This is a genomic window from Bacillus sp. AM1(2019), from assembly GCF_009906915.1.
GTDB classification, from domain to species: domain Bacteria; phylum Bacillota; class Bacilli; order Bacillales; family Bacillaceae; genus Bacillus; species Bacillus velezensis.
On sequence record NZ_CP047644.1, the window covers coordinates 792,194 to 814,793 of the forward strand.

At 50.9% G+C, this 22,600-nt stretch carries 14 protein-coding genes and 1 pseudogene; 11 read left to right on the top strand and 4 right to left on the bottom strand.

Features of this window, described 5'->3' with window-relative positions; translation table 11 throughout:
- Positions 1-30: 30 nt before the first annotated feature.
- Complete coding sequence (locus GNE05_RS04110; protein ID WP_160182473.1) at positions 31-930, top strand: SDR family oxidoreductase; 900 nt, start codon at positions 31-33, stop codon at positions 928-930.
- A 46-nt stretch (positions 931-976) separates the two neighbouring features.
- Here GNE05_RS04110 and GNE05_RS04115 read toward each other — a convergent pair whose 3' ends face one another.
- Positions 977-2,044 carry a glycosyltransferase gene (locus GNE05_RS04115; protein WP_160182474.1) on the bottom strand — a complete coding sequence of 356 codons (1,068 nt, stop codon included), beginning with the start codon at positions 2,042-2,044 and terminating at the stop codon, positions 977-979.
- A 158-nt stretch (positions 2,045-2,202) separates the two neighbouring features.
- On the opposite strand from GNE05_RS04115, the gene GNE05_RS04120 reads away from it, so the two are divergent.
- The 3 genes from GNE05_RS04120 to GNE05_RS04130 all read left to right on the top strand — a co-directional run bounded on the left by GNE05_RS04120 (position 2,203) and on the right by GNE05_RS04130 (position 5,955).
- Positions 2,203-4,092: an ABC-F family ATP-binding cassette domain-containing protein gene (locus GNE05_RS04120; protein WP_062623266.1), complete on the top strand. Its 1,890-nt coding sequence runs from the start codon at positions 2,203-2,205 to the stop codon at positions 4,090-4,092.
- A 192-nt stretch (positions 4,093-4,284) separates the two neighbouring features.
- A complete protein-coding gene (locus tag GNE05_RS04125) occupies positions 4,285-4,707 on the top strand; it encodes a MerR family transcriptional regulator (RefSeq protein ID WP_003155658.1) in 423 nt (140 codons plus the stop codon).
- A 63-nt stretch (positions 4,708-4,770) separates the two neighbouring features.
- On the top strand, positions 4,771-5,955 hold the full coding sequence (locus GNE05_RS04130) for an MFS transporter (protein WP_007408959.1): 1,185 nt from the start codon (positions 4,771-4,773) through the stop codon (positions 5,953-5,955).
- A 42-nt stretch (positions 5,956-5,997) separates the two neighbouring features.
- On the opposite strand, the gene GNE05_RS04135 is transcribed toward GNE05_RS04130, so the two are convergent.
- Complete coding sequence (locus tag GNE05_RS04135; RefSeq protein WP_012117051.1) at positions 5,998-7,554, bottom strand: ABC-F family ATP-binding cassette domain-containing protein; 1,557 nt, start codon at positions 7,552-7,554, stop codon at positions 5,998-6,000.
- A 171-nt stretch (positions 7,555-7,725) separates the two neighbouring features.
- On the opposite strand from GNE05_RS04135, the gene GNE05_RS04140 reads away from it, so the two are divergent.
- On the top strand, positions 7,726-8,856 hold the full coding sequence (locus GNE05_RS04140) for a DEAD/DEAH box helicase (protein WP_021495144.1): 1,131 nt from the start codon (positions 7,726-7,728) through the stop codon (positions 8,854-8,856).
- Between the two features lie 71 nt (positions 8,857-8,927).
- Positions 8,928-9,371: pseudogene (locus GNE05_RS04145) on the top strand (GNAT family N-acetyltransferase).
- 54 nt (positions 9,372-9,425) lie between these two features.
- Here the strand turns inward: GNE05_RS04145 and GNE05_RS04150 are convergent.
- Together GNE05_RS04150 and GNE05_RS04155 are read right to left on the bottom strand one after the other, a co-directional pair.
- The gene (locus tag GNE05_RS04150; RefSeq protein WP_061861949.1) at positions 9,426-10,445 is read right to left on the bottom strand and encodes an NADP-dependent oxidoreductase; all 1,020 of its coding nucleotides are present in this window, start codon (positions 10,443-10,445) and stop codon (positions 9,426-9,428) included.
- A gap of 127 nt (positions 10,446-10,572) precedes the next feature.
- Positions 10,573-10,923, bottom strand: coding sequence for a DUF3212 family protein (locus GNE05_RS04155; protein ID WP_007610002.1), 351 nt, complete (start codon positions 10,921-10,923; stop codon positions 10,573-10,575).
- Positions 10,924-11,114: 191 nt separating this feature from the next.
- Here GNE05_RS04155 and GNE05_RS04160 point away from each other — a divergent pair, with 191 nt between their 5' ends.
- From GNE05_RS04160 to GNE05_RS21505, 5 genes are all read left to right on the top strand, one after another.
- The gene (locus GNE05_RS04160) at positions 11,115-11,462 is read left to right on the top strand and encodes a YflT domain-containing protein (RefSeq protein ID WP_003155650.1); all 348 of its coding nucleotides are present in this window, start codon (positions 11,115-11,117) and stop codon (positions 11,460-11,462) included.
- A 163-nt stretch (positions 11,463-11,625) separates the two neighbouring features.
- On the top strand, positions 11,626-12,891 hold the full coding sequence (locus GNE05_RS04165; RefSeq protein ID WP_160182475.1) for a pectate lyase: 1,266 nt from the start codon (positions 11,626-11,628) through the stop codon (positions 12,889-12,891).
- A gap of 124 nt (positions 12,892-13,015) precedes the next feature.
- Positions 13,016-14,452, top strand: a complete 1,437-nt coding sequence (locus GNE05_RS04170) for an anion permease (protein WP_007408966.1) — start codon at positions 13,016-13,018, stop codon at positions 14,450-14,452.
- Between the two features lie 106 nt (positions 14,453-14,558).
- Complete coding sequence (locus GNE05_RS04175; RefSeq protein ID WP_061861951.1) at positions 14,559-15,257, top strand: hypothetical protein; 699 nt, start codon at positions 14,559-14,561, stop codon at positions 15,255-15,257.
- A 114-nt stretch (positions 15,258-15,371) separates the two neighbouring features.
- Positions 15,372-22,565: an NTTRR-F1 domain gene (locus GNE05_RS21505; protein ID WP_442858622.1), complete on the top strand. Its 7,194-nt coding sequence runs from the start codon at positions 15,372-15,374 to the stop codon at positions 22,563-22,565.
- Positions 22,566-22,600 lie beyond the last annotated feature (35 nt).

Consider the following 22,600-nt stretch of genomic DNA (forward strand, 5'->3'; position numbering starts at 1 on the left):
TACATCACCAATGATAAAGGAGAGTCTTGTATGTCTGATGTAAATCTGCACAACCCGCTGACGAAATATGATCATGATGAATTTCCAAAACAATATCAAGAACCGCCCGGTTTGCAGAAAGAGATGAAGCCTGTGCCGGATTGCGGTGAAACAAGCTATAAAGGAGCCGGCAAGCTGAAGGGAAGAAAAGCCCTCGTCACCGGCGGCGATTCAGGTATCGGCCGGGCCGCCGCAATTGCTTATGCCCGGGAAGGGGCGGATGTGGCCATTAACTATCTGCCTGAGGAACAGCCGGATGCAGAAGAAGTGAAAGCGTTAATTGAAAAAGAGGGAAGAAAAGCCGTTCTGCTGCCGGGAGATTTAAGCGATGAAGCGTTTTGCGGAGAATTGGCGGAAAAAGCGTATCAAGAGCTTGGCGGTCTTGACACGCTCGCTCTTGTTGCCGGCAAACAGCAGGCAGTGGATGATATCAGCGATCTTACTACAGAACAAATCTATCAAACATTTGAAGTCAACGTATTCTCACTGTATTGGCTCGTCAAAGCCGCGCTTCCGTATCTGCCGGAAGGCGCGTCTATTATCACGACAACGTCCGTAGAAGGGTATAATCCAAGCCCGATGCTGTTGGATTATGCCGCGACGAAACATGCCATTATCGGTTTTACCGTCGGCCTAGGAAAGCAGCTGGCGAATAAAGGAATCAGAGTCAACTCGGTAGCGCCGGGGCCGATCTGGACACCGCTGCAGATTTCAGGAGGACAGCCCGGTGAAAACATTCCGAAATTCGGCAAGGAAACACCGGCCGTTCCATTAAAGCGTGCCGGACAGCCGGCGGAGCTGGCAGGGATTTATGTCTTTTTGGCCTCAGAAGAATCGAGCTATGTGACATCCCAAATTTACAGTGTCAGCGGAGGAATTCCGACAGCGTAATCAAAAAGGAGCTGCCCTGCATACGGGGGCAGCTCTTTTTTCGATGTTATGTGCCGAGCACGTTTTGATTATACAGGACACTTGGATGTGACGGATGATAGGAGGCGGCTTTGTCGTTATGAATCTTCGCTTTTTCTCTGTCGCCGAGCTGCCAGTGGCAGACGCAGAGCTGCAGATGGGGGTACCAGGTGGAATATTCGAGCTGGGTAAAGCCTGCATCACTGCTTTTGGCGGATAGGGCGAGCTCATACCAAAACACGCCCTGCCGGTATTGCCGTTTCTCCGCAAAATAGTCGCCGAGCCTGCAGCAGAACTCCGGCCGCGGACAATCGATCAGAAATGATTTTAAGAGAGACGTCATGGCGGCCTCTTCATGGCCGACCGCCCTGTAGCAATCGGATAGATATTGGCACGTTCTGATCTCGTCTTCGATCCAGCACTGTTTTGTGGAAAGAAAATGGTGATAATACGTGATAGCGCGCTGATACTGGCCGTGATCCTTTAATTCATTCGCGAAGTAAAACAAATCGCGCGGTGTCATCGTTTCACTGTTTTCCGCCATTTTCTCATAAATCTTCAAGTTGCGGTCTGAGGGAGGCGATTGCTTTTTCTCGGATTTCCGGTGTGTGACGGCAATATCGGTTTCTATGATGTTTCCGTAGACTTCAAGATACTCATGCACGGCTCCGATCCAGCGGAATCCTTTTTCACGCTTGACGAGACGGTTGCGGCGGTATCTGAAGCTGACCTCTCCCCGAGCATCAAAGCCGACGTGATAATACATGGATACCGCGTCCACCTCTTTTGAAAGCGACGCCTTCAGTTCAATCAGCTTTTCACGGTCCTTTTCCGTCAATATATCGTCGGCGTCCAGCCACAGAATATAATCCATTTCCGCTTTCGAAAACACAAAGTTACGGGCGGCCGCAAAGTGATCGATCCATTCAAAATCATAAATCTTATCCGTATAACGGGCCGCGATTTCTTTCGTCCGGTCGGTCGAGCCCGTATCAGCAATCACAATTTCATCCGCAATGTCTTTGACGGAATCAAGACAGCCCGCAAGCACTTCCTCTTCATTTTTCACGATAACGCACAAACTGACGCTGATCATGTCATCACCTCTTCCCCTCCAGTGTATAAAAGGAGAGGCGGAAACATTCTTCGGACAAAATGATCTCTTCCAAGAAATTTGTCTGTCCTTTTACTAGTTTTATTCCAGCGCCTGATTTAAAATGAACACATGAACTTACGTGAGGATTGATAGGAACCATGAGCATCATAAAAGCGGAAAACCTTTATAAAACATACGGAGATAAGACATTATTCGACCATATCTCCTTTCATATTGAAGAGAATGAAAGAATCGGTTTAATCGGCCCGAACGGAACGGGGAAGTCTACGCTTCTGAAAACCATTGCCGGCCTTGAATCAACGGAGGAAGGCGAGATTACGGCTTCAGGAAACGTGCATATTGAGTTTTTGCATCAGGACCCTGATCTTCCGGCCGGACAAACCGTACTTGAGCATATTTATTCCGGCGGATCAGCCGTCATGAGAACGATGAGAGAATACGAAAAAGCGCTTCAGGCGCTGAATGAAGAACCGGAAAATGACCAGCGCCAGAAACAGCTGCTTGATGCGCAGGCCCGAATGGACGCGAATGATGCGTGGGAGGCGAATACGTTAGCCAAAACGGTTTTAACCAAACTTGGCGTCACCGATCTGATGAAGGATGTCAGTGAGCTGTCCGGCGGCCAGAGAAAGCGCGTCGCGATTGCGAAAAACGTCATCCAGCCGGCTGACCTGCTCATTTTGGATGAACCGACAAACCACTTGGACAATGAAACGATTGAATGGCTGGAAGGCTACTTATCGCAATATCCGGGCGCCGTTATGCTTGTCACGCACGACAGATATTTTCTGAACAGGGTGACGAACAGAATTTACGAGCTTGAGAGAGGCAGCCTTTATACGTATAAAGGAAACTATGAAGTATTCCTGGAAAAACGGGCCGAACGGGAAGCGCTGGCGGAGCAGAAAGAAACAAAACGTCAAAACCTCCTGCGCCGCGAATTGGCGTGGCTCAGAAGAGGGGCGAAAGCACGCTCGACGAAACAAAAAGCGAGAGTGGACAGAGCGGAGGCGCTCAAAGAGCAAAAAGGGCCGGCAGTCTCCGGATCACTCGATTTCGCGATCGGCTCCCACCGTCTCGGAAAACAGGTGATCGAAGCCGATAACGTCACCATTACCTATAACGGCCAAGCGCTGATCAGCCGGTTTAATGAGCTTGTCATCCCGGGGGAACGAATCGGCATCATCGGGCCGAACGGAATCGGGAAAACGACACTTTTAAACAGCCTCGCCGGCAGAATTCAGCCTGACAGCGGCAATATCACCATCGGGCAGACGGTCCGGATCGGCTACTACACCCAGGACCACAGCGAAATGAACGGTGATATGAAAGTCATTGAATATATAAAAGAGACGGCTGAAATCGTCAAAACGGCGGAAGGCGATGTCATCACCGCGGAACAAATGCTTGAGCGTTTTCTGTTCCCGCGTCCGATGCAGCAGACGTATATCAGAAAGCTGTCGGGCGGGGAAAAGCGCCGTCTGTACTTGCTGAATGTACTGATGCAGGAACCGAATGTGCTGTTTTTAGATGAGCCGACCAATGATCTGGACACGGAAACATTAAGCGTGCTCGAAGATTATATCGAACAGTTCCCGGGCGTCGTCATCACCGTATCCCATGACCGCTATTTCCTTGACCGCGTCATTGACCGCCTGATCGTATTTGAAGGACAAGGCGTCATTTCCCGTTTCCAAGGTTCGTACAGTGAATACATGGAATACGCAAAAGCGAAGAAGACGGCGGTAAAACAGCCGGCCGAAGAGAAAAAGGCGGAGGAAGAGCCGAAGAAAAAGCGCAAAAAGCTTTCATATAAGGATCAGATCGAATGGGACGGCATCGAAGACAAAATCGCCGGCCTTGAAGAAAAGCATCAGCGTCTGGAAGCGGAAATCGCTGAAGCGGGAAGTGATTTCGGAAAGATTCAAGAACTGATGGCCGAACAGGCAAAAACGGCTGAAGAGCTTGAAGCGGCGATGGAGCGCTGGACCGAATTGTCACTGATGATTGAAGAACTTGAGAATTAAGAAAAGCCGGTACGGCCCCCGAGAAAGATGGCGGGTCATACCGGCTTTTTTTATCTTACACAGATGTCTCCCGGCGCTTTAAAGACAAACGTTTTGTCCAAGCAAAGTTTTATCAGGCATAAAAAGTTAACGTTTACGTTAAGGTTCAAATGGTGTATAATAGAAACAGATACGACAAGAGGGGGATTCACCTTGGAATGGATGAAGATTGATCAAGTTGCCAAGCGAAGCGGATTGACAAAACGAACCATTCGTTTTTACGAGGAGATTGGTTTGATTCCTGCTCCTAAACGGACAGAAGGCGGCGTCCGGCTTTACTCTGAAGATGATATGGAGGAGCTCGAAAAAGTCACCAGCACAAAAGAAGTGCTCGGTTTTTCCCTTCAGGAGCTTCAGCAGTTTATGGAGATGAGCCGTCAGCTGGAATTAAACAAAGAGGGGTACTTGTTGTCACTGGATCCGAAGGAACGGAAAGAAAAGCTGGAAGAGATTCAGCACGCTTTGAACCACCAGCTTGAGATGATTGATGAGAAGATCAGCACATTTCAGCATTTTAAAACGCGCCTTAACGGAATGAAAGAAAAAGCTGACCGCGCCATTCAATCAATCGAATGATTTTGCTGTAAACGCTATGGATATAGCGTTTCTTTTAATGGATGAAACAGGAGGTCTGGTCAAATGGATACATCATCACAACAGAAAACAGGCTTATTCAGCCAGCCGAAAGCCGTTTGGGCGGTTGCGTTTGCCTGTGTTATTTCCTTTATGGGAATCGGTCTTGTCGATCCGATTCTTCCGGCGATTGCCGCACAATTACATGCTTCACCTAGTGAAGTATCTCTGTTATTTACAAGTTATTTACTCGTTACCGGTTTTATGATGTTTTTCTCCGGCGCGATTTCCAGCCGGATCGGCGCGAAATGGACGCTGCTTCTCGGACTTATTTTCATCATCGTGTTTGCCGCCCTCGGCGGAAGCTCAAGTTCAATCGCTCAGCTTGTCGGCTACCGCGGCGGCTGGGGGCTTGGGAATGCTCTCTTTATTTCAACCGCGCTTGCCGTCATTGTCGGGGTATCAGTCGGCGGCAGCGCCAAAGCCATTATTCTGTATGAGGCTGCACTCGGCTTGGGGATTTCCGTCGGGCCGCTTGCCGGCGGAGAGCTTGGCAGCATCTCATGGCGCGCTCCGTTCTTCGGAGTGTCTGTCCTCATGTTCATAGCGCTTTGCGCGATTTCACTCATGCTGCCGAAGCTGCCGAAACCGGCGAAACGCGTCGGTGTGTTTGATGCGATGAAGGCGCTCAAATATAAAGGCCTTTTGACAATGGCAGTATCTGCATTCTTATACAACTTTGGATTTTTTATTTTGCTTGCTTATTCTCCGTTCGTGCTGGATTTAGATGAACACGGCCTTGGATATGTCTTCTTCGGATGGGGTTTATTGCTTGCAATTACGTCAGTCTTTACGGCGCCGCTCGTGCACAAAGCGCTGGGAACAGTGGGTTCGCTCGTCGTTCTCTTTATCGCCTTTGCGGTCATTCTCATCGTCATGGGGATCTGGACTGACCATCAGACGTTGATCATTACGTGTATCGTTGTCGCCGGTGCTGTTCTCGGTATGGTGAATACGATCATGACAACCGCTGTGATGGGTTCTGCGCCGGTTGAACGTTCAATCGCGTCTTCAGCCTACAGCTCAGTCCGTTTTATCGGCGGTGCGCTCGCTCCGTGGATTGCGGGAATGCTGTCAGAACACTTCACCGCAAGCACTCCATATACAGTAGGCGGGATCGTCGTTTTTGTCGGCATGCTTGTCCTTCTCATGGGACGCAAACATCTCGCCGGAATAAAAGCCGGACATTAGAAAAAAAGGAACTTCCGCACAGGCGGGAGTTCCTTTTTGTGTTTACAGCACTTTCGTCGTCCAAGATTCACAATTCCATGTTTCCGTCGCAATATCCATGTAGAATTCGGGTTCGTGGGAAATCAGCAGAATGGAGCCTTTGTATTCTTTCAGCGCGCGTTTCAGCTCTTCTTTCGCATCGACATCCAGGTGGTTTGTCGGTTCGTCAAGCACGAGCAGGTTTGTTTCTGAATTGATCAGCTTGCACAGTCTGACCTTCGCTTTTTCTCCTCCGCTGAGAACGGAGACGCGGCTTTCAATGTGTTTGGTCGTCAGGCCGCATTTGGCGAGGGCGGCGCGGATTTCATACTGGGTAAAGGAAGGAAATTCGCTCCACACTTCTTCGATGCACGTATTGTTATTGGTTTCTTTCACTTCCTGCTCGAAATAGCCCGTGTATTGATGCTCGCCCCGTTCCACCGTGCCTTCCAGCGGCTGGATTTCACCGAGCAGGCTCTTTAACAGCGTCGTCTTCCCGATGCCGTTTGCGCCGTACAGGGCGACTTTCTGTCCGCGCTCCATTCTGAGATTGAGCGGGCGTGACAGCGGAGTATCGTAGCCGATGACTAAGTCCTTCGTTTCAAAAATGAGCTTGCCTGACGTTCTCGCAGGCTTGAAATGGAATTCCGGTTTCGGTTTTTCGGCCGCCAGTTCGATCATATCCATCTTATCAAGCTTTTTCTGGCGGGACATCGCCATATTTCTCGTGCTGACCCGCGCTTTGTTGCGGGCGACGAAATCTTTCAGCTCAGCCACTTCCTGCTGCTGTTTTTTATAGGCGGCTTCGAGCTGCTGTTTTTTCACTTCGTATACTTCCATAAACTGATGGTAGTCACCGACATAACGCGTCAGCTCCTGGTTTTCCACATGATAAATCAAATTGATCACGCTGTTTAAAAACGGAATGTCGTGAGAAATTAAGATGAACGCATTTTCATATTCCTGCAAATAGCGTTTCAGCCATTCAATATGCTGCTCATCAAGGTAGTTGGTCGGTTCGTCCAACAGAAGGATTTCCGGTTTTTCCAAAAGCAGTTTGGCGAGCAGCACTTTCGTCCGCTGTCCGCCGCTTAAATCAGTAACGTCGCGGTCAAGTCCGACATCCTGCAGGCCGAGGCCGCGGGCGATTTCTTCAACTTTGCTGTCAATCACATAGAAATCATTATTAGTCAGGGCGTCCTGAATGACACCGACATCTTCAAGCAGCTGCTCAAGCTCATCAGGGTCCGCTTCGCCCATTTTGTTGTAAATCTCATTCATTTCCTCTTCCATTGCAAATAAGTAATGGAACGCATCTTTCAGCACGTCGCGGATCGTTTTTCCTTTTTCAAGCACGGTATGCTGATCGAGGTAGCCGACGCGCACGTTTTTCGCCCATTCAACCTTACCCTCATCAGGCTCAAGTTTTCCGGTAATAATATTCATAAACGTTGATTTACCTTCGCCGTTTGCTCCGATTAAGCCGACGTGTTCCCCTTTTAAAAGACGGAACGATACATTGTTAAAAAGCGCACGGTCACCAAAGCCGTGGCTTAAATCTTTTACGGATAAAATACTCATCATTACACCTCTATCGTTATCAGACACGCTTTTTTTATCATGTGTCTTTCTCATTTATGATTATAAAGGAGGAGACCGTTTGTTAAAAGGCTTGGAAGGAAAAAGAAAATTGCGTTTGGCGCGTGCATTTGAGATACTATGGAGTAGATTTTAAGAATTGAGGAGAACGACATGACCCAAACATGGCCATTTTTACAGCATACACAACCATTTATCGCCGAAAACTGGGAGGCCTCAGGTTTTCAGGAGCCGACCGTCATTCAGGAAAAAGCCGCTCAGGTGATCATGGAAGGGAAAGACGTCATCGCCGAATCCCCGACGGGAACGGGAAAAACATTGGCGTACACGCTTCCGGTTCTGGAGCGGATCAACCCGGAACAGAAACATCCGCAAGTGATCATTTTAGCGCCGTCCCGCGAGCTGGTGATGCAGATTTTCCAAGTGATTCAGGAGTGGAAAAAAGGCTCTGATCTTCGCGCTTTGTCTTTGATCGGCGGAGCAAACGTGAAAAAGCAGGTGGAAAAGCTCAAAAATAAACCGCATATCATTGCGGGCACACCGGGCAGGGTGCTCGAATTGATTCAGGCGAAAAAGCTGAAAATGCATGAAGTCAAGACGATCGTTCTTGATGAAGCGGATCAGCTCGTGACACAGGAACACCGCGAAACGATGAAAAAAATTATTAAAACGACGCTGAAAGACCGACAGCTTTTAAGCTTTTCCGCTACGCTGCAGCCGGAAACAGAACAGGTGCTGAATACCATCGCACACGAACCGGCCGTTTTGAAAGTGGAGCGGAATACGGCGGAAAAAGCACGGGTCACGCATCAATATCTCGTCTGCGATCAGCGGGATAAAGTAAAGCTATTGCAAAAGCTGTCACGGCTGAACGGCATGCAGGCGCTCGTGTTCGTCAGAGATATCGGAAATTTAAGCGTCTATGCGGAAAAACTCGCCTATCATCACGTGGATCTCGGCATCCTGCATGGAGAAGCGAAAAAAATGGAGCGGGCAAAGATATTATCAGCGTTTGAACGGGGAGAATTTCCGCTGCTTCTGGCGACTGACATTGCGGCGCGCGGACTTGATATCGATGATCTTCCGTACGTCATTCACGCGGACATACCGAATGAAGACGGATATATCCACAGATCCGGCCGGACGGGGCGGGCCGGTAAAGAAGGAACCGTACTCAGCCTTGTCACGCCGATGGAAGAATCCAAACTGAAAAAAATGGCCAAATCACTCGGAATTGAGCTGAAAGAGGCCGTTTATTCAGGCGGAAAACTATCTGAGAAATAAGAAACGGAGGGCGGGAAGCCCTTCTTTTTTTGTTGTAAAATAATAGAAAAGGTTCAGGCGGGGGCGGGAAGATGGTTTCAATAGACAGATGTCAAATATTGAAGGAACCCGAGCTGAAAATACTTGAACACTGGTTTAAGAACGATAATATCAAACGGAGAATGGATGCGATACTGCCATTAGACGCGTGGTATGCACGATTGAATAAAGATGAAGACGATACTGTCATTATGGCATATGACGGGGAGTGTCCGGCAGGCATGGTCTCTATAGAGTTTGTGGATGAGCGGGCGTATATCGGGTTGATCGTCAATCCTTTATACCAGCTTCAAGGGTACGGAAAACAGATCTTGCAAAAACTGCTGACTGATCCTGGGTTTACCAGCGTGGGGAATAGGCGGCAAGCATCGAAAAAGACAATCAAATCAGTTTAGCCTGCTCAAGCAGCGGGATTCACTTTGGAAGATACGGAGCCGGATGAAGACGGCTTTCTTACTTTGATTCTTCGCGGCTGATCCCAAATAAACAGAAAAGGAGGGGACAAAGCCCTCCTTTTTTTCATCATCATGTTAACATAGATCACTGACTTTGATGATCTGTTTGCCTTTATTTTCTCCTTTAAACAGGCCGAGGAACGCGTCAGGAATATTGCTGAATCCTTCCGTAATCGTTTCTTCATAATGAAGCTTTCCGTCCTTAAGCCATTCGGCCAATTGTTTCGCGCCTTCAGAAAAGCGGTCAGCATAATCACTGACGATGAATCCCTGCATCAGCGCTTTTGTTTTGATCAGCTTCGGCTGGACGCGGGGGCCCATGTCTTCTTCTTCACTTTCGGTATTGTACGATGAGATCGCTCCGCATACCGGAATGCGGGCGAATTCATTCAGCAGGTTTATCACCGCATCTGAAATCGGTCCGCCGACATTGTCAAAATAGACATCGACGCCGTCAGGACATGCCTGTTCCAGCGCTTTTTGAATATCATCCGCCGTTTTGTAATTAATGGCTTCATCAAATTGAAGCTCCTCTTTCAAATACGCGATTTTTTCATCAGATCCGGCGATGCCGACAACCCGCGCGCCTTTGATTTTGGCAATCTGTCCGACTGTTGAGCCGACGGCGCCTGCCGCGCCTGAAACGACGACGGTTTCACCTTTTTTCGGACGGCCGATGTCGAGCAGCCCGAAGTAAGCGGTCAGTCCGGTCATCCCTAAAATGCCGAGATACGCCTGGGCGGGTGCGATATCCGTATCCAACTTGCGGAGGGCGGACTCATTGACGGCTGAATATTCCTGCCACGCGAGATTTCCGATCACAACATCTCCTTTTTTCAGCTGATCGCCATCTGTCAGAACCTCGGCAATCACTCCGCCTGTTATGGCTTCATCTAAAGCGAACGGCTCTACATATGATTTTGTATCCTGCATCCGTCCGCGCATGTACGGATCAACGGACACATAACTCGTTTTCACAAGCACTTCGCCGTCTTTCGGTTCGGGTACGGCAATCGTTTCAAAGCGGAAATCGTCATGGGCGGGAACGCCTTTGGGGCGTCTTGCCAATTGAATTTGCTGCTGATTATTCGGCATACTGAATCCTCCTTCAAGATAAGTGGTTGTTCCAAATGTAACACGAACCATTTCCCGATTACAAAATCAAACCGTCAGCGGTCATAAAAAAAGAAGGGCCAGGGCCCTTCTTTCCTTATATGCATATTTAATAGAATAACCGGTACACATCGGTGTTTTTCTCATGTTCCAAATATTCATAGGCATTCGTTTTTGAAGAATGAAGCATGTCAGCGGTAACGACGGGCTGAAGCGCGGTCAGATAAGAACCCAGCCTATTTTCAATTTCTTTCGGCAGAACGGATTCGATATCACCGATATTGATAATGATAGAGAAAACGAAATCGATATTAATATGAAAAGTATCTTCAGCAAAGGCCGTAAGCTCTTTTATTCCATCCGGGCAGCGGGTATGCCGGCGGAATACCTGCTTCACTAAATCACTGACAACCCAAGCGTTAAATCGCTGTTCCGGTGAAAAGTAATGAATAGGAACCACCTCCCTGCTTAATCGGCTCATGAAGATTTTTATTTTTCTGATAAAAGTAGCTTTCCCTACTGTAACATGTCCCGCCAGAAAATATCCACCGACAATCTGCCCGTTTCTTCCCGGAACTCTCTTTCTTTTGTTTGACCTTTGGTTGAGCGGGTAAACATCCAATATACAAAAACAAAAGGGAGGACTTATCAATGAAACCGGTAGTAAGAGAATATACAAATGATCAAAAACTGATGCAGGACGTAAAAGAGCTTCAGCAATTGGGTGTCGCAAAAGAAGACGTATATGTGCTTTCTCATGATGACGACAGAACGGACCGCCTGGCCGATAATACTGATGTCAATACCATCGGAGCGAAAGAAACGGGCATTAAACACGCGGTCGGCAATATGTTTAATAAAAAAGGCGACGAGCTCCGCAACAAAATTCACGAAATCGGCTTTTCGGAAGAGGAAGCATCACAATTTGAAAAGCGCTTAGATGAAGGAAAAGTTCTTCTGTTTGTCACGGATAACGAAAAAGTAAAATCATGGGCGTAAGCTGAACAGATCCCAAGGGGTTTTCGGTCCCTTGGGATTTTTTTGCGGTTTCCGCAATAAAACCGAAAGGCACATTCTGTACATTTTCGGTGCTGTTTCTCAACTGATTTGATACAATTCGATTGTAATAAATTGGAATGAAAAATCAGGAGGAGCACAATTCATGAAAAAAATGTTATTTATGCTGGTGGTTTGTTTATGTATGATCCCTGCGGGCGTCCATGCCGCTGATCTGGGACGGCAGACGTTAGGAACAAATGACGGCTGGGGAGCCGCTTCCGGCGGGACAACCGGCGGCGCGAAAGCCTCTTCATCGAATGTATACACCGTATCAAACAGACAGCAGCTCGTTTCTGCATTAGGGGGAAGCGCCAACAGCACGCCGAAGATTATTTACATACAAGGCACAATCAATATGAATACGGACGACCGCAATAAAACGCTCGGCTTTGATGATTATAAAGATCCGGCATATGATCCGAACGCCTATCTGAAGGCGTACGACCCGGACAAATGGGGGAAAAAAGCGCCGTCAGGCACCCAGGAAGACGCCAGACAGCGTTCGCAAAAAAACCAGAAGGCACGGGTCGTGGTTGACATTCCTTCAAATACGACGATCATCGGCTCGGGTTCAAATGCCAAAGTGGCAGGCGGAAGTTTTAATATAAAGAACGGCGTCGACAATGTCATCATCCGCAACATTGAATTTCAAGACGCTTACGACTATTTTCCGCAATGGGACCCGACGGACGGCAGCAGCGGCAACTGGAACTCGGAATATGACAATATCACCATTAACGGCGCGACGCACATCTGGATCGATCATTGCACCTTTAATGACGGATCGAATCCCGACAGCGGTTTTCCCTACTATTACGGGAGAAAATATCAGCACCATGACGGCCAGACGGATATAGCCAACGGAGCGAATTATATTACATTGTCCTATAATAAATATCATGACCACGACAAAGGCTCCGTCATCGGAAACAGCGACAGCAAGACGTCGGATGAAGGAAAACTGAAGGTGACCATTCACCATAACTATTACCAGAACATCGTCCAGCGCGCACCGCGGGTCCGGTACGGGCAGGTTCATATTTATAATAATTTTTACGCAGGCTCTAAAAGCGCCGCATACCCGTTCAGCTATGCGTGGGGCGCAGGACATGCGTCAAAAATATATGCCCAGAATAATGTCTTTGAAGTGCCGGGACTGGCTGCTGATAAAGTCATCAGCGTCTTCAGCGGCGGAAAAGCGCTTCATGAAGACGGCACTCTTTTAAACGGCGCCTCAATTAACGCGTCAGCCGCCAACGGATTAAGTCAGTCCGTCGGCTGGACACCGTCATTGCACGGTTCCATCGGCTCATCATCAAATGTAAAATCAGATGTTATATCTAAAGCCGGGTCGGGCATATTAAAATAAGAAACAAGAAACACAAAGGAAAATATTCCTTTGTGTTTTTTAATTAACAAAAACGTTTATTAACTTAGTTAAGTAGTAAAATGGGATAGGGGATGGAAGACAACAAAATAGGAGGAGACCTGTAATGGCTTCAGAAAAAGACGCAAAAAAACAGCAGGCAGTAAAAATCATTCCTTTGCTTATTACTGTTGCTGTGGGATTAATCATTTGGTTTATTCCCGCGCCGTCCGGACTTGAACCTAAAGCATGGCATTTGTTCGCTATTTTTGTCGCAACAATTATCGGCTTTATCTCCAAGCCCTTGCCAATGGGCGCAATTGCAATTTTTGCATTGGCAGTCACCGCGTTAACGGGAACGCTATCTATTGAAAATACGTTAAGCGGATTTGGAAACAAGACAATCTGGCTGATTGTCATCGCCTTTTTTATTTCCCGGGGGTTCATCAAAACCGGGCTCGGCGCCAGGATTTCTTACGTATTCGTACAACGGTTCGGGAAGAAAACACTCGGCCTTTCTTATTCACTGCTTTTCAGTGATTTAATTTTATCACCTGCCATTCCGAGCAACACGGCACGGGCGGGCGGCATTATTTTTCCTATTATCAGATCATTATCCGAAACTTTCGGATCAACGCCGGCAGACGGAACAGAGCGGAAAATCGGCGCTTTCTTATTAAAAACCGGTTTTCAAGGAAACTTGATTACGTCTGCGATGTTTTTGACGGCAATGGCGGCGAACCCGCTGATCGCCAAGCTGGCCCACGATGTCGCAGGGGTGGACATCACATGGACAAGCTGGGCAATCGCGGCCATTGTACCGGGATTGGCGAGCTTAATCATTACGCCGCTCGTCATTTATAAGCTGTATCCGCCGGAAATTAAAGAAACACCGGATGCGGCTAAAATCGCAACGGAAAAATTGAAAGAAATGGGTCCGTTTAAAAAATCCGAACTCTCCATGGTCATCGTCTTTTTATTGGTGCTTGCGCTGTGGATTTTCGGAGGAAGCTTAAATATTGACGCAACGACGACGGCCCTGATCGGATTATCCGTTTTGCTTTTGTCACAGGTATTAACATGGGAGGACATCAAAAAAGAACAAGGTGCATGGGATACGCTGACTTGGTTCGCGGCGCTTGTGATGCTGGCGAATTTCCTGAATGAGCTCGGTATGGTGTCTTGGTTCAGCAATATGATGAAATCTTCTGTTTCCGGTTTTTCATGGATTGTGGCATTTATGATTCTGATTGTCGTGTATTATTACACGCATTACTTCTTTGCGAGCGCAACCGCGCATATCAGCGCCATGTATGCGGCATTTCTCGCCGTCATCGTGGCGGCAGGCGCTCCGCCGCTGTTGGCGGCGCTCAGCCTGGCGTTTTTCAGCAACCTTTTCGGTTCTACGACGCATTACGGCTCAGGAGCGGCTCCGGTCTTTTTCGGAGCGGGTTATATATCGCAAAGCAAATGGTGGTCCATCGGCTTTATCCTGTCAATCGTCCATATTGTGACATGGCTTGTGATCGGCGGATTATGGTGGAAAGTATTAGGGTTATGGTAGAAGAAAAAAGGCAGACTCAGGTCTGCCTTTTTTTATTTCTGTAGGGAATGGGAAGGGCCTGCACATGATGACTTCAGTGCGAATAGAATATGGCCGGGGTGATAATATGAGCAGCGGCCGTGATCAATACATGATATTGAAACAGAAACCTTACAAATATATGAGCAGACATATGAAAGGCCGGTATGAACAATTACCATGTGAACTTGAAAGACCGGAAACAGGGACGGAAAAACGGTTTCCATCTTCAGATGAAAATCGATCTGCCTTGTGCGTACCCGGGCTGCGAGGTCCCGAAGGCAAAAGAGGACCCGCCGGCTCCCGCGGTCCGCAAGGGGAGGCGGGTCCGCCCGGTCCCCCGGGGCCTGAGGGTCCGCCGGGAGCGGTTCCTGCGGTAGCTTTTCACAATACAGCAGACCAGATGATGATTCCGTTAGAAGGAACACCGATAAACGTGTTAAGCACAGTGATAGCCGCGCCGACAGATCAATTGGTGAAAACGGATGCCGTCATACAAGTAAATGTGGAATTAGACCCGCTCGCGTCTCATTTCTCATTGGTCTTAGCTGTCGATCTGCAAAGAAATGGCGTATCGATACAAACACAGAGACAAGAGCGGAACCTCTTTTCTTCAGGCGGACAAATCATAGGAATTCCTTTTACGTACATCGACGAAATGAAGGCGGATGAAACAGCCGCGTACCAGCTCTATTTATCCGTCCTTTCTTCGAACTACGTAACACAAGTCGCAGCGGCAAACCGCTCCCTCATTGCGACGGGATTCCCCATTCAAGGATCGGACTAAGGTGATGAATAGAAATCACCTTTTTTATTTAGGTTGTCAAAACACAGCCCGTATTAATATGCTGTCTTAATAGGTAAGACGGTCAACAACGGGAAGGAGAGGGAAAAAGATTGAATGAATAATCCGATTATAAACGGGAGCTTTGAAACCAGCACATTAGCGGGGTGGAGTTCGGCCAATACCCAGATTAACAGTTTGTTTGCACATTCAGGGAGATATTCCGCGCAATTTATTGGAGCTCAGCCATATGCTTACCTCAGTCAAATCGTTCCCATTTCAGCCAAGTCACTGACTCTATTCGTATCACTCGCAACGCTCGGAAATGAGCCAAGTCCCCAAGTAACTCTCCAGATCATCTATGTCAGCGCAGCAGGTGAACAAATCAGTTCCATTCAAGAAAATATTACACCCGGAAATTTGCCGAACGTGCTCTTTCACACATGGTCTGAAATCTATAAAACAAGCAGTGTGCCTTCTGGCGCGGCCTCTGCCGTCATTGTATTAAGTAAAGTTTCTTCCGGCACGGTTTTAATAGACGACGTTTCATTGGCGCAAACCGGGGGTGAACCTGGCGTTACAGGAATTACAGGTCCCACAGGAGTGACGGGCCCCACAGGAGTGACCGGAGCAAGAGGAGCGACCGGAGTAACTGGTGTAACGGGAGCAACAGGTTCAACCGGGGCAACAGGGCCAACAGGAGCGACGGGGTCGACAGGAGCAATCGGTTCAACTGGAGTGACCGGAGCAAGAGGAGCGACCGGAGTAACTGGCGCCACAGGACCAACTGGTGTAACAGGGGCAACGGGAGTAACAGGATCAATCGGAGTGACAGGTCCAACCGGCCCAACTGGTGTAACTGGTCCAACCGGAGCAACTGGTGTGACTGGCCCGACTGGGATCACGGGATCGACAGGAGAAACCGGGGCGACGGGGATAACAGGAGCGACAGGAGCAACCGGAGCAACCGGCCCAACCGGCCCGACTGGAGTAACGGGTCCAACTGGTTCAACGGGAGTGACTGGTGCAACAGGAGAAACCGGCTCAACGGGTGCAACGGGATCGACAGGCACAATCGGTTTAACCGGAGAAACGGGTCCAACTGGTGTAACCGGTTCAACCGGAATAACAGGAGTTACCGGCCCGACTGGTGTAACGGGATCAACTGGAGTAACAGGATCAGCAGGACCAACTGGAGTAACCGGCTCAATCGGGTTGACAGGATCAACAGGAGCGACTGGTGTAACTGGTCCAACCGGAGTAAGCGGGTCAACAGGAATAACAGGCGCAACGGGATCAACAGGCCCCACCGGAGTAACGGGTCCAACTGGATCGACAGGAGCGACTGGGGTAACGGGTGTAACCGGGGGAACGGGAACAACCGGACCGACAGGCGCAACCGGCTCAACTGGTGCGACGGGATTAACTGGAGAAACAGGCGCAACCGGGGGAACAGGTTCAACGGGTGTAACAGGAGAAACTGGTGCAACTGGAGTGACTGGTGCAACTGGAGTGACTGGCTCAACTGGTGTAACCGGCCGAACCGGAATAACAGGCTCAACAGGAACGACCGGCTCAACTGGTGCAACAGGCCCAACCGGATCGACAGGACCAACTGGTTCAACCGGTTCAACAGGAGTGACTGGTGTAACTGGTTCAACAGGCCCAACCGGCGCAACAGGATCGACTGGGGTAACTGGTGTAACCGGGGGAGCGGGAACAACCGGCTCGACTGGTGCAACAGGAGAAACCGGCTCGACTGGTGCAACAGGAGAAACCGGAGCGACCGGTGTAACTGGCTCAACCGGTCCAACTGGTGTAACTGGTTCAACAGGAGAAACTGGAGCGACGGGTGCATCCGGGGCGACCGGCGCAACAGGCCCAACCGGCGCAACAGGATCAACAGGAGAAACTGGCCCAACAGGAGTAACTGGAGCAACAGGATCGACTGGGGTAACTGGTGTAACAGGATCAACTGGGATAACCGGCTCAACCGGAGTGACTGGAGCAACAGGTGTAACAGGATCAACCGGCCCAACCGGAGCAACTGGTGTGACTGGCCCGACTGGGGTCACGGGAGCGACAGGAGAAACCGGTGCGACGGGGATAACAGGAGCGACTGGCTCAACCGGAGTGACTGGCTCAACCGGAGTGACTGGCTCAACCGGAGTGACTGGCTCAACCGGAGTGACTGGCTCAACCGGAGTGACTGGCTCAACCGGAGTGACTGGCTCAACCGGAGTGACTGGAGCAACAGGTGTAACAGGATCAACCGGCCCAACCGGGGCAACGGGGGTAACTGGAGAAATCGGCTCAACGGGAGAGACCGGTCCAACCGGATCAACAGGATCAACCGGAGAAACCGGTGCAACAGGGATTACTGGCTCAACAGGTGAAACAGGTGCAACTGGAGCGACTGGTGCAACGGGGATAACAGGAGCGACTGGCGCAACCGGTGTAACAGGGTCAACAGGAATAACCGGTGTAACTGGAGCAACAGGAGTAACCGGGGGAATGGGAGAAACTGGCCCAACAGGAGAAACTGGCCCAACAGGCGCAACGGGATCAACTGGAGTAACAGGTTCAACCGGAGTAACCGGAGCGACCGGAGTAACTGGGGCAACGGGAGAAACCGGTCCAACAGGAGTAACAGGAACAACCGGTTCGACTGGTGTAACAGGACCAACTGGCTCAACCGGTGCAACTGGGGTCACGGGCTCAACCGGGATAACAGGTGCAACTGGAGCGACCGGAGCAATTGGTTCAACCGGACCGACTGGCTCAACGGGAGAAACCGGCCCAACAGGAGTAACAGGAGCAACCGGGTCAACAGGTACAACAGGCCTAACGGGTCCAACCGGCGCAACAGGGCCAACAGGTTTAACAGGATCAACAGGAGCAACAGGAGCAACCGGGACCACGGGTTCAACCGGTTTGACTGGAGTAACAGGATCAACAGGCTCAACCGGAGCGACCGGAGCAACGGGAGCAACTGGCTCAACCGGAGAAACTGGAGTAACTGGAGAAACTGGAGTAACCGGAGCAACGGGAGTAACTGGCCCAACAGGAGTAACTGGGGCAACGGGAGAAACCGGCCCAACTGGTGTAACTGGAGTAACCGGAGCAACAGGTGCAACAGGCCCAACTGGCTCAACCGGTGCAACTGGAGAAACTGGCTCAACAGGAGAAACCGGAGCAACAGGAATAACAGGCCCAACCGGAATCACGGGTCCAACAGGATCAACCGGCCCAACCGGTGTAACAGGAGAAACCGGAGCAACTGGAGTGACTGGAGAAACGGGGATAACCGGAGCAACAGGCTCAACCGGTGCAACAGGAGCGACCGGAATAACGGGATCAACCGGGGCAACAGGCTCAACCGGTGCAACAGGAGCGACTGGTGCAACCGGTACAACCGGAATAACAGGCCCAACGGGATCGACAGGCACAACCGGTTCAACCGGCCCAACAGGAGTAACAGGGCCAACCGGTCCAACGGGTGTGGCTGGAGCAACGGGTGTGACTGGGGCGACAGGAGAAACCGGAGCAACAGGAATAACAGGCCCAACCGGAATCACGGGTACAACCGGAGTAACCGGGGCGACAGGAGAAACCGGAGCAACGGGTCCAACTGGTGTAACGGGGATAACTGGTGTAACGGGATCAACTGGAGTAACAGGTTCAACCGGAGTAACCGGCCCAACTGGTGTAACGGGATCGACAGGCCCAACCGGCTCAACGGGAGCAACCGGATCAACAGGTGCAACTGGAGTGACTGGGGCAACGGGGATAACAGGTTCAACCGGAGCAACTGGCTCGACCGGGGATACCGGAGCTACTGGAGAAACCGGCGCAACCGGAGTAACGGGATCAACTGGCCCAACAGGGGCAACGGGTGTAACTGGAGAAATCGGTCCAACTGGAGCGACCGGCCCAACCGGAGCAACTGGCACGATTGGCTCAACGGGCTCAACTGGAGTAACAGGGGCGACTGGAGTAACAGGTGCAACGGGATCACCTGGCTCAACAGGCCCAACTGGTTCAGCAGGAGCAACAGGAGCAACAGGCTCAACAGGAGTAACAGGTTCAACCGGTTCAACAGGAGCGACAGGGGCAACGGGAACAACAGGAGCGACTGGGGTAACGGGAGTAACCGGATCGACTGGTCCAACTGGAGTGACTGGAGCAACTGGATCGACAGGAGAAACCGGAGTAACGGGATCAACAGGTGCAACTGGAGTGACTGGGGCAACCGGAGTAACTGGCTCGACCGGGGATACCGGAGCTACTGGCTCAACCGGAGTGACTGGAGTAACTGGCGCAACAGGCCCAACCGGTGTAACGGGAGCAACCGGATCAACAGGTGCAACTGGAGTGACTGGGGCAACGGGGATAATAGGTTCAACCGGAGCAACTGGCTCGACCGGGGATACCGGAGCTACTGGAGAAACCGGCGCAACCGGAGTAACGGGATCAACTGGCCCAACAGGGGCAACGGGTGTAACTGGAGAAATCGGTCCAACGGGAGAGACCGGCCCAACCGGAGCAACTGGTCCAACTGGTGTAACGGGAATAACTGGTGTAACAGGACCAACTGGCTCAACCGGGATAACAGGTGCAACTGGAGTGACAGGAGCAATTGGTTCAACCGGTGTAACAGGGTCAACAGGAGTAACCGGAGCGACTGGTGTAACAGGGTCAACAGGAATAACCGGTGTAACTGGAGCAACAGGAGTAACCGGTGCAATGGGAGAAACTGGCCCAACTGGAGAAACCGGCGCGACTGGCTCAACGGGATCAACTGGAGTAACAGGAGCAACAGGAGAAACCGGTCCAACTGGGGTCACGGGATCAACTGGTGTAACAGGAGCAACGGGATCGACAGGCTCAACCGGCCCAACCGGTGTAACGGGAGTGACTGGGTCAACGGGGATAACCGGAGCGACTGGAGAAACCGGTCCAACTGGAGTGACTGGGGCAACTGGAGAAACTGGCTCGACTGGAGCAACAGGACCGACAGGAGCAACCGGAGTCACTGGAGTGACTGGTTCAACCGGAGAAACTGGCTCGACCGGCCCAACAGGAGCAACGGGATCAACCGGCGCAACAGGGGCGTCGGGGGTAACTGGAGAAATCGGCCCAACGGGAGAGACCGGTCCAACCGGCCCAACAGGTGTAACAGGTTCGACCGGAGAAACCGGCCCAACTGGGGTCACGGGATCAACTGGTGTAACAGGAGCAACGGGATCGACAGGCTCAACCGGCCCAACCGGTGTAACGGGAGCAACAGGTTCAACCGGCGCAACCGGCGCAACAGGATCAACAGGAGAAACCGGAACCACGGGCTCAACCGGAGTAACTGGGGCAACGGGAGCAACAGGTTCAACCGGTGCAACGGGAGTAACGGGAGTAACGGGATCAACAGGACCGACTGGAGAAACCGGTGCAAATGGAGTTACTGGTGCAAATGGAGTTACTGGGTCAACCGGCCCAACAGGTGTAACAGGAGAAACCGGAGCAACTGGAGCAACGGGTATAACAGGTGCAACAGGAGCGATCGGAATAACGGGCGCAACCGGAGCAACAGGCTCAACCGGAGCAACAGGCGCAACTGGTGTAACCGGGCTAACTGGAATAACAGGCGCGACAGGCCCAACCGGCTTAACAGGAGAAACCGGTTCAACGGGATCGACAGGCCCAACCGGTTCATCGGGTGTGACTGGAGCCACCGGAGTAACGGGATCAACAGGAGCAACTGGAGTGACTGGGGCAACAGGGGTAACAGGTTCAACCGGAGCAACTGGTCCAACTGGTGTAACGGGAATAACTGGTGTAACAGGACTAACCGGAGCCACAGGAGTGCCGGGATCAACCGGTGCAACTGGAGTGACTGGGGCAACAGGGGTAACAGGTTCAACCGGAGCAACTGGTCCAACTGGTGTAACGGGAATAACTGGTGTAACAGGACCAACTGGAGCAACGGGAGAACCAGGAGCCACAGGAGAAACGGGCGCAACAGGGCCAACAGGAGTAACCGGAACCACGGGATCAACAGGAGCGACCGGCGCAACAGGCCCAACGGGGATAACCGGAGCGACTGGCTCAACCGGTGTAACAGGGTCAACAGGAGAAACCGGCTCAACAGGGCCAACAGGTGTAACAGGATCAACTGGGATAACCGGTACAACCGGAATAACAGGCCCAACGGGATCGACAGGCCCAACCGGTTCAACGGGTGTGACTGGAGCCACCGGAGTAACGGGATCAACCGGTGCAACTGGAGTGACTGGGGCAACAGGGGTAACAGGTTCAACCGGAGCAACTGGTCCAACTGGAGTAACGGGAATAACTGGTGTAACAGGACTAACTGGAGCCACCGGAGTAACGGGAGCAACCGGGCTCACCGGAGCCACCGGAGCGACCGGTTCAACTGGAGCGACCGGACCAACCGGTGCAACAGGGCCAACAGGCTCAATCGGATCGACCGGAGTAACCGGAATAACGGGCCCAACCGGCTTGACTGGAGCCACGGGAGTAACTGGAGCAACGGGTGCAACTGGAGTAACAGGAGCCACCGGAGCGACCGGTTCAACTGGAGCGACCGGACCAACCGGTGCAACAGGGCCAACAGGCTCAACCGGATCGACCGGAGTAACCGGAATAACGGGCCCAACCGGCTTGACTGGAGCAACGGGAGTAACTGGAGCAACGGGTGCAACTGGAGTAACAGGAGCCACCGGAGCGACCGGTTCAACTGGAGCGACCGGACTAACCGGTGCAACAGGGCCAACCGGCTCAACCGGCCCAACGGGAGGAACCGGGTTAACTGGTGCAACAGGAGTGACTGGCCCAACAGGAGTAACCGGCATAACCGGTCCAACAGGAGTAACCGGCGCCACAGGCAGTACACCGGCCTTGCTTTTCACAAGAACCAACGGGCCGCTCACTGTTTATCCGCCGTTAAATACAGAAGTTCCCGTTGCTACGCTGGCAATCCCAGTTAATGCTTTGCAGAATGTAAAGCTTGATTATGCCCTCAGTGTCGCGTTAACATCTGCAGCCAATTCAAACTTTGTTTTTGAGGTGAGATTATATAGGGGAACAGTACAAATTCATACAAGAACTCTGTCGCGAACTAATACTACCGCAGCTACGGATAATTTCTCGATTGCTGATACAACAGTGGATACAGCGCCGACCGCAGGCACAAATACGTACCAGCTGAGAGTTATTTTTACAACTGCGAATAATATAACAACGGCGACAGCTCTCAATATCGATTTTAACAGCATTCGTTTCCCGACAACCTAATACAACAGCAGACTGATATTTTAAAGATGAAAGAC

What these genes read in the sequence shown, in the direction of transcription:
- GNE05_RS04150 (WP_061861949.1), bottom strand. Translation starts at nt 10,445, where the DNA reads ATGCCGAATAATCAGCAGCAAATTCAATTGGCAAGACGCCCCAAAGGC.
- GNE05_RS04140 (WP_021495144.1), top strand. Translation starts at nt 7,726, where the DNA reads ATGACCCAAACATGGCCATTTTTACAGCATACACAACCATTTATCGCC.
- GNE05_RS04160 (WP_003155650.1), top strand. Translation starts at nt 11,115, where the DNA reads ATGAAACCGGTAGTAAGAGAATATACAAATGATCAAAAACTGATGCAG.
- GNE05_RS04115 (WP_160182474.1), bottom strand. Translation starts at nt 2,044, where the DNA reads ATGATCAGCGTCAGTTTGTGCGTTATCGTGAAAAATGAAGAGGAAGTG.
- GNE05_RS21505 (WP_442858622.1), top strand. Translation starts at nt 15,372, where the DNA reads ATGAATAATCCGATTATAAACGGGAGCTTTGAAACCAGCACATTAGCG.
- GNE05_RS04175 (WP_061861951.1), top strand. Translation starts at nt 14,559, where the DNA reads ATGAGCAGCGGCCGTGATCAATACATGATATTGAAACAGAAACCTTAC.
- GNE05_RS04135 (WP_012117051.1), bottom strand. Translation starts at nt 7,554, where the DNA reads ATGAGTATTTTATCCGTAAAAGATTTAAGCCACGGCTTTGGTGACCGT.
- GNE05_RS04165 (WP_160182475.1), top strand. Translation starts at nt 11,626, where the DNA reads ATGAAAAAAATGTTATTTATGCTGGTGGTTTGTTTATGTATGATCCCT.
- GNE05_RS04120 (WP_062623266.1), top strand. Translation starts at nt 2,203, where the DNA reads ATGAGCATCATAAAAGCGGAAAACCTTTATAAAACATACGGAGATAAG.
- GNE05_RS04110 (WP_160182473.1), top strand. Translation starts at nt 31, where the DNA reads ATGTCTGATGTAAATCTGCACAACCCGCTGACGAAATATGATCATGAT.
- GNE05_RS04130 (WP_007408959.1), top strand. Translation starts at nt 4,771, where the DNA reads ATGGATACATCATCACAACAGAAAACAGGCTTATTCAGCCAGCCGAAA.
- GNE05_RS04170 (WP_007408966.1), top strand. Translation starts at nt 13,016, where the DNA reads ATGGCTTCAGAAAAAGACGCAAAAAAACAGCAGGCAGTAAAAATCATT.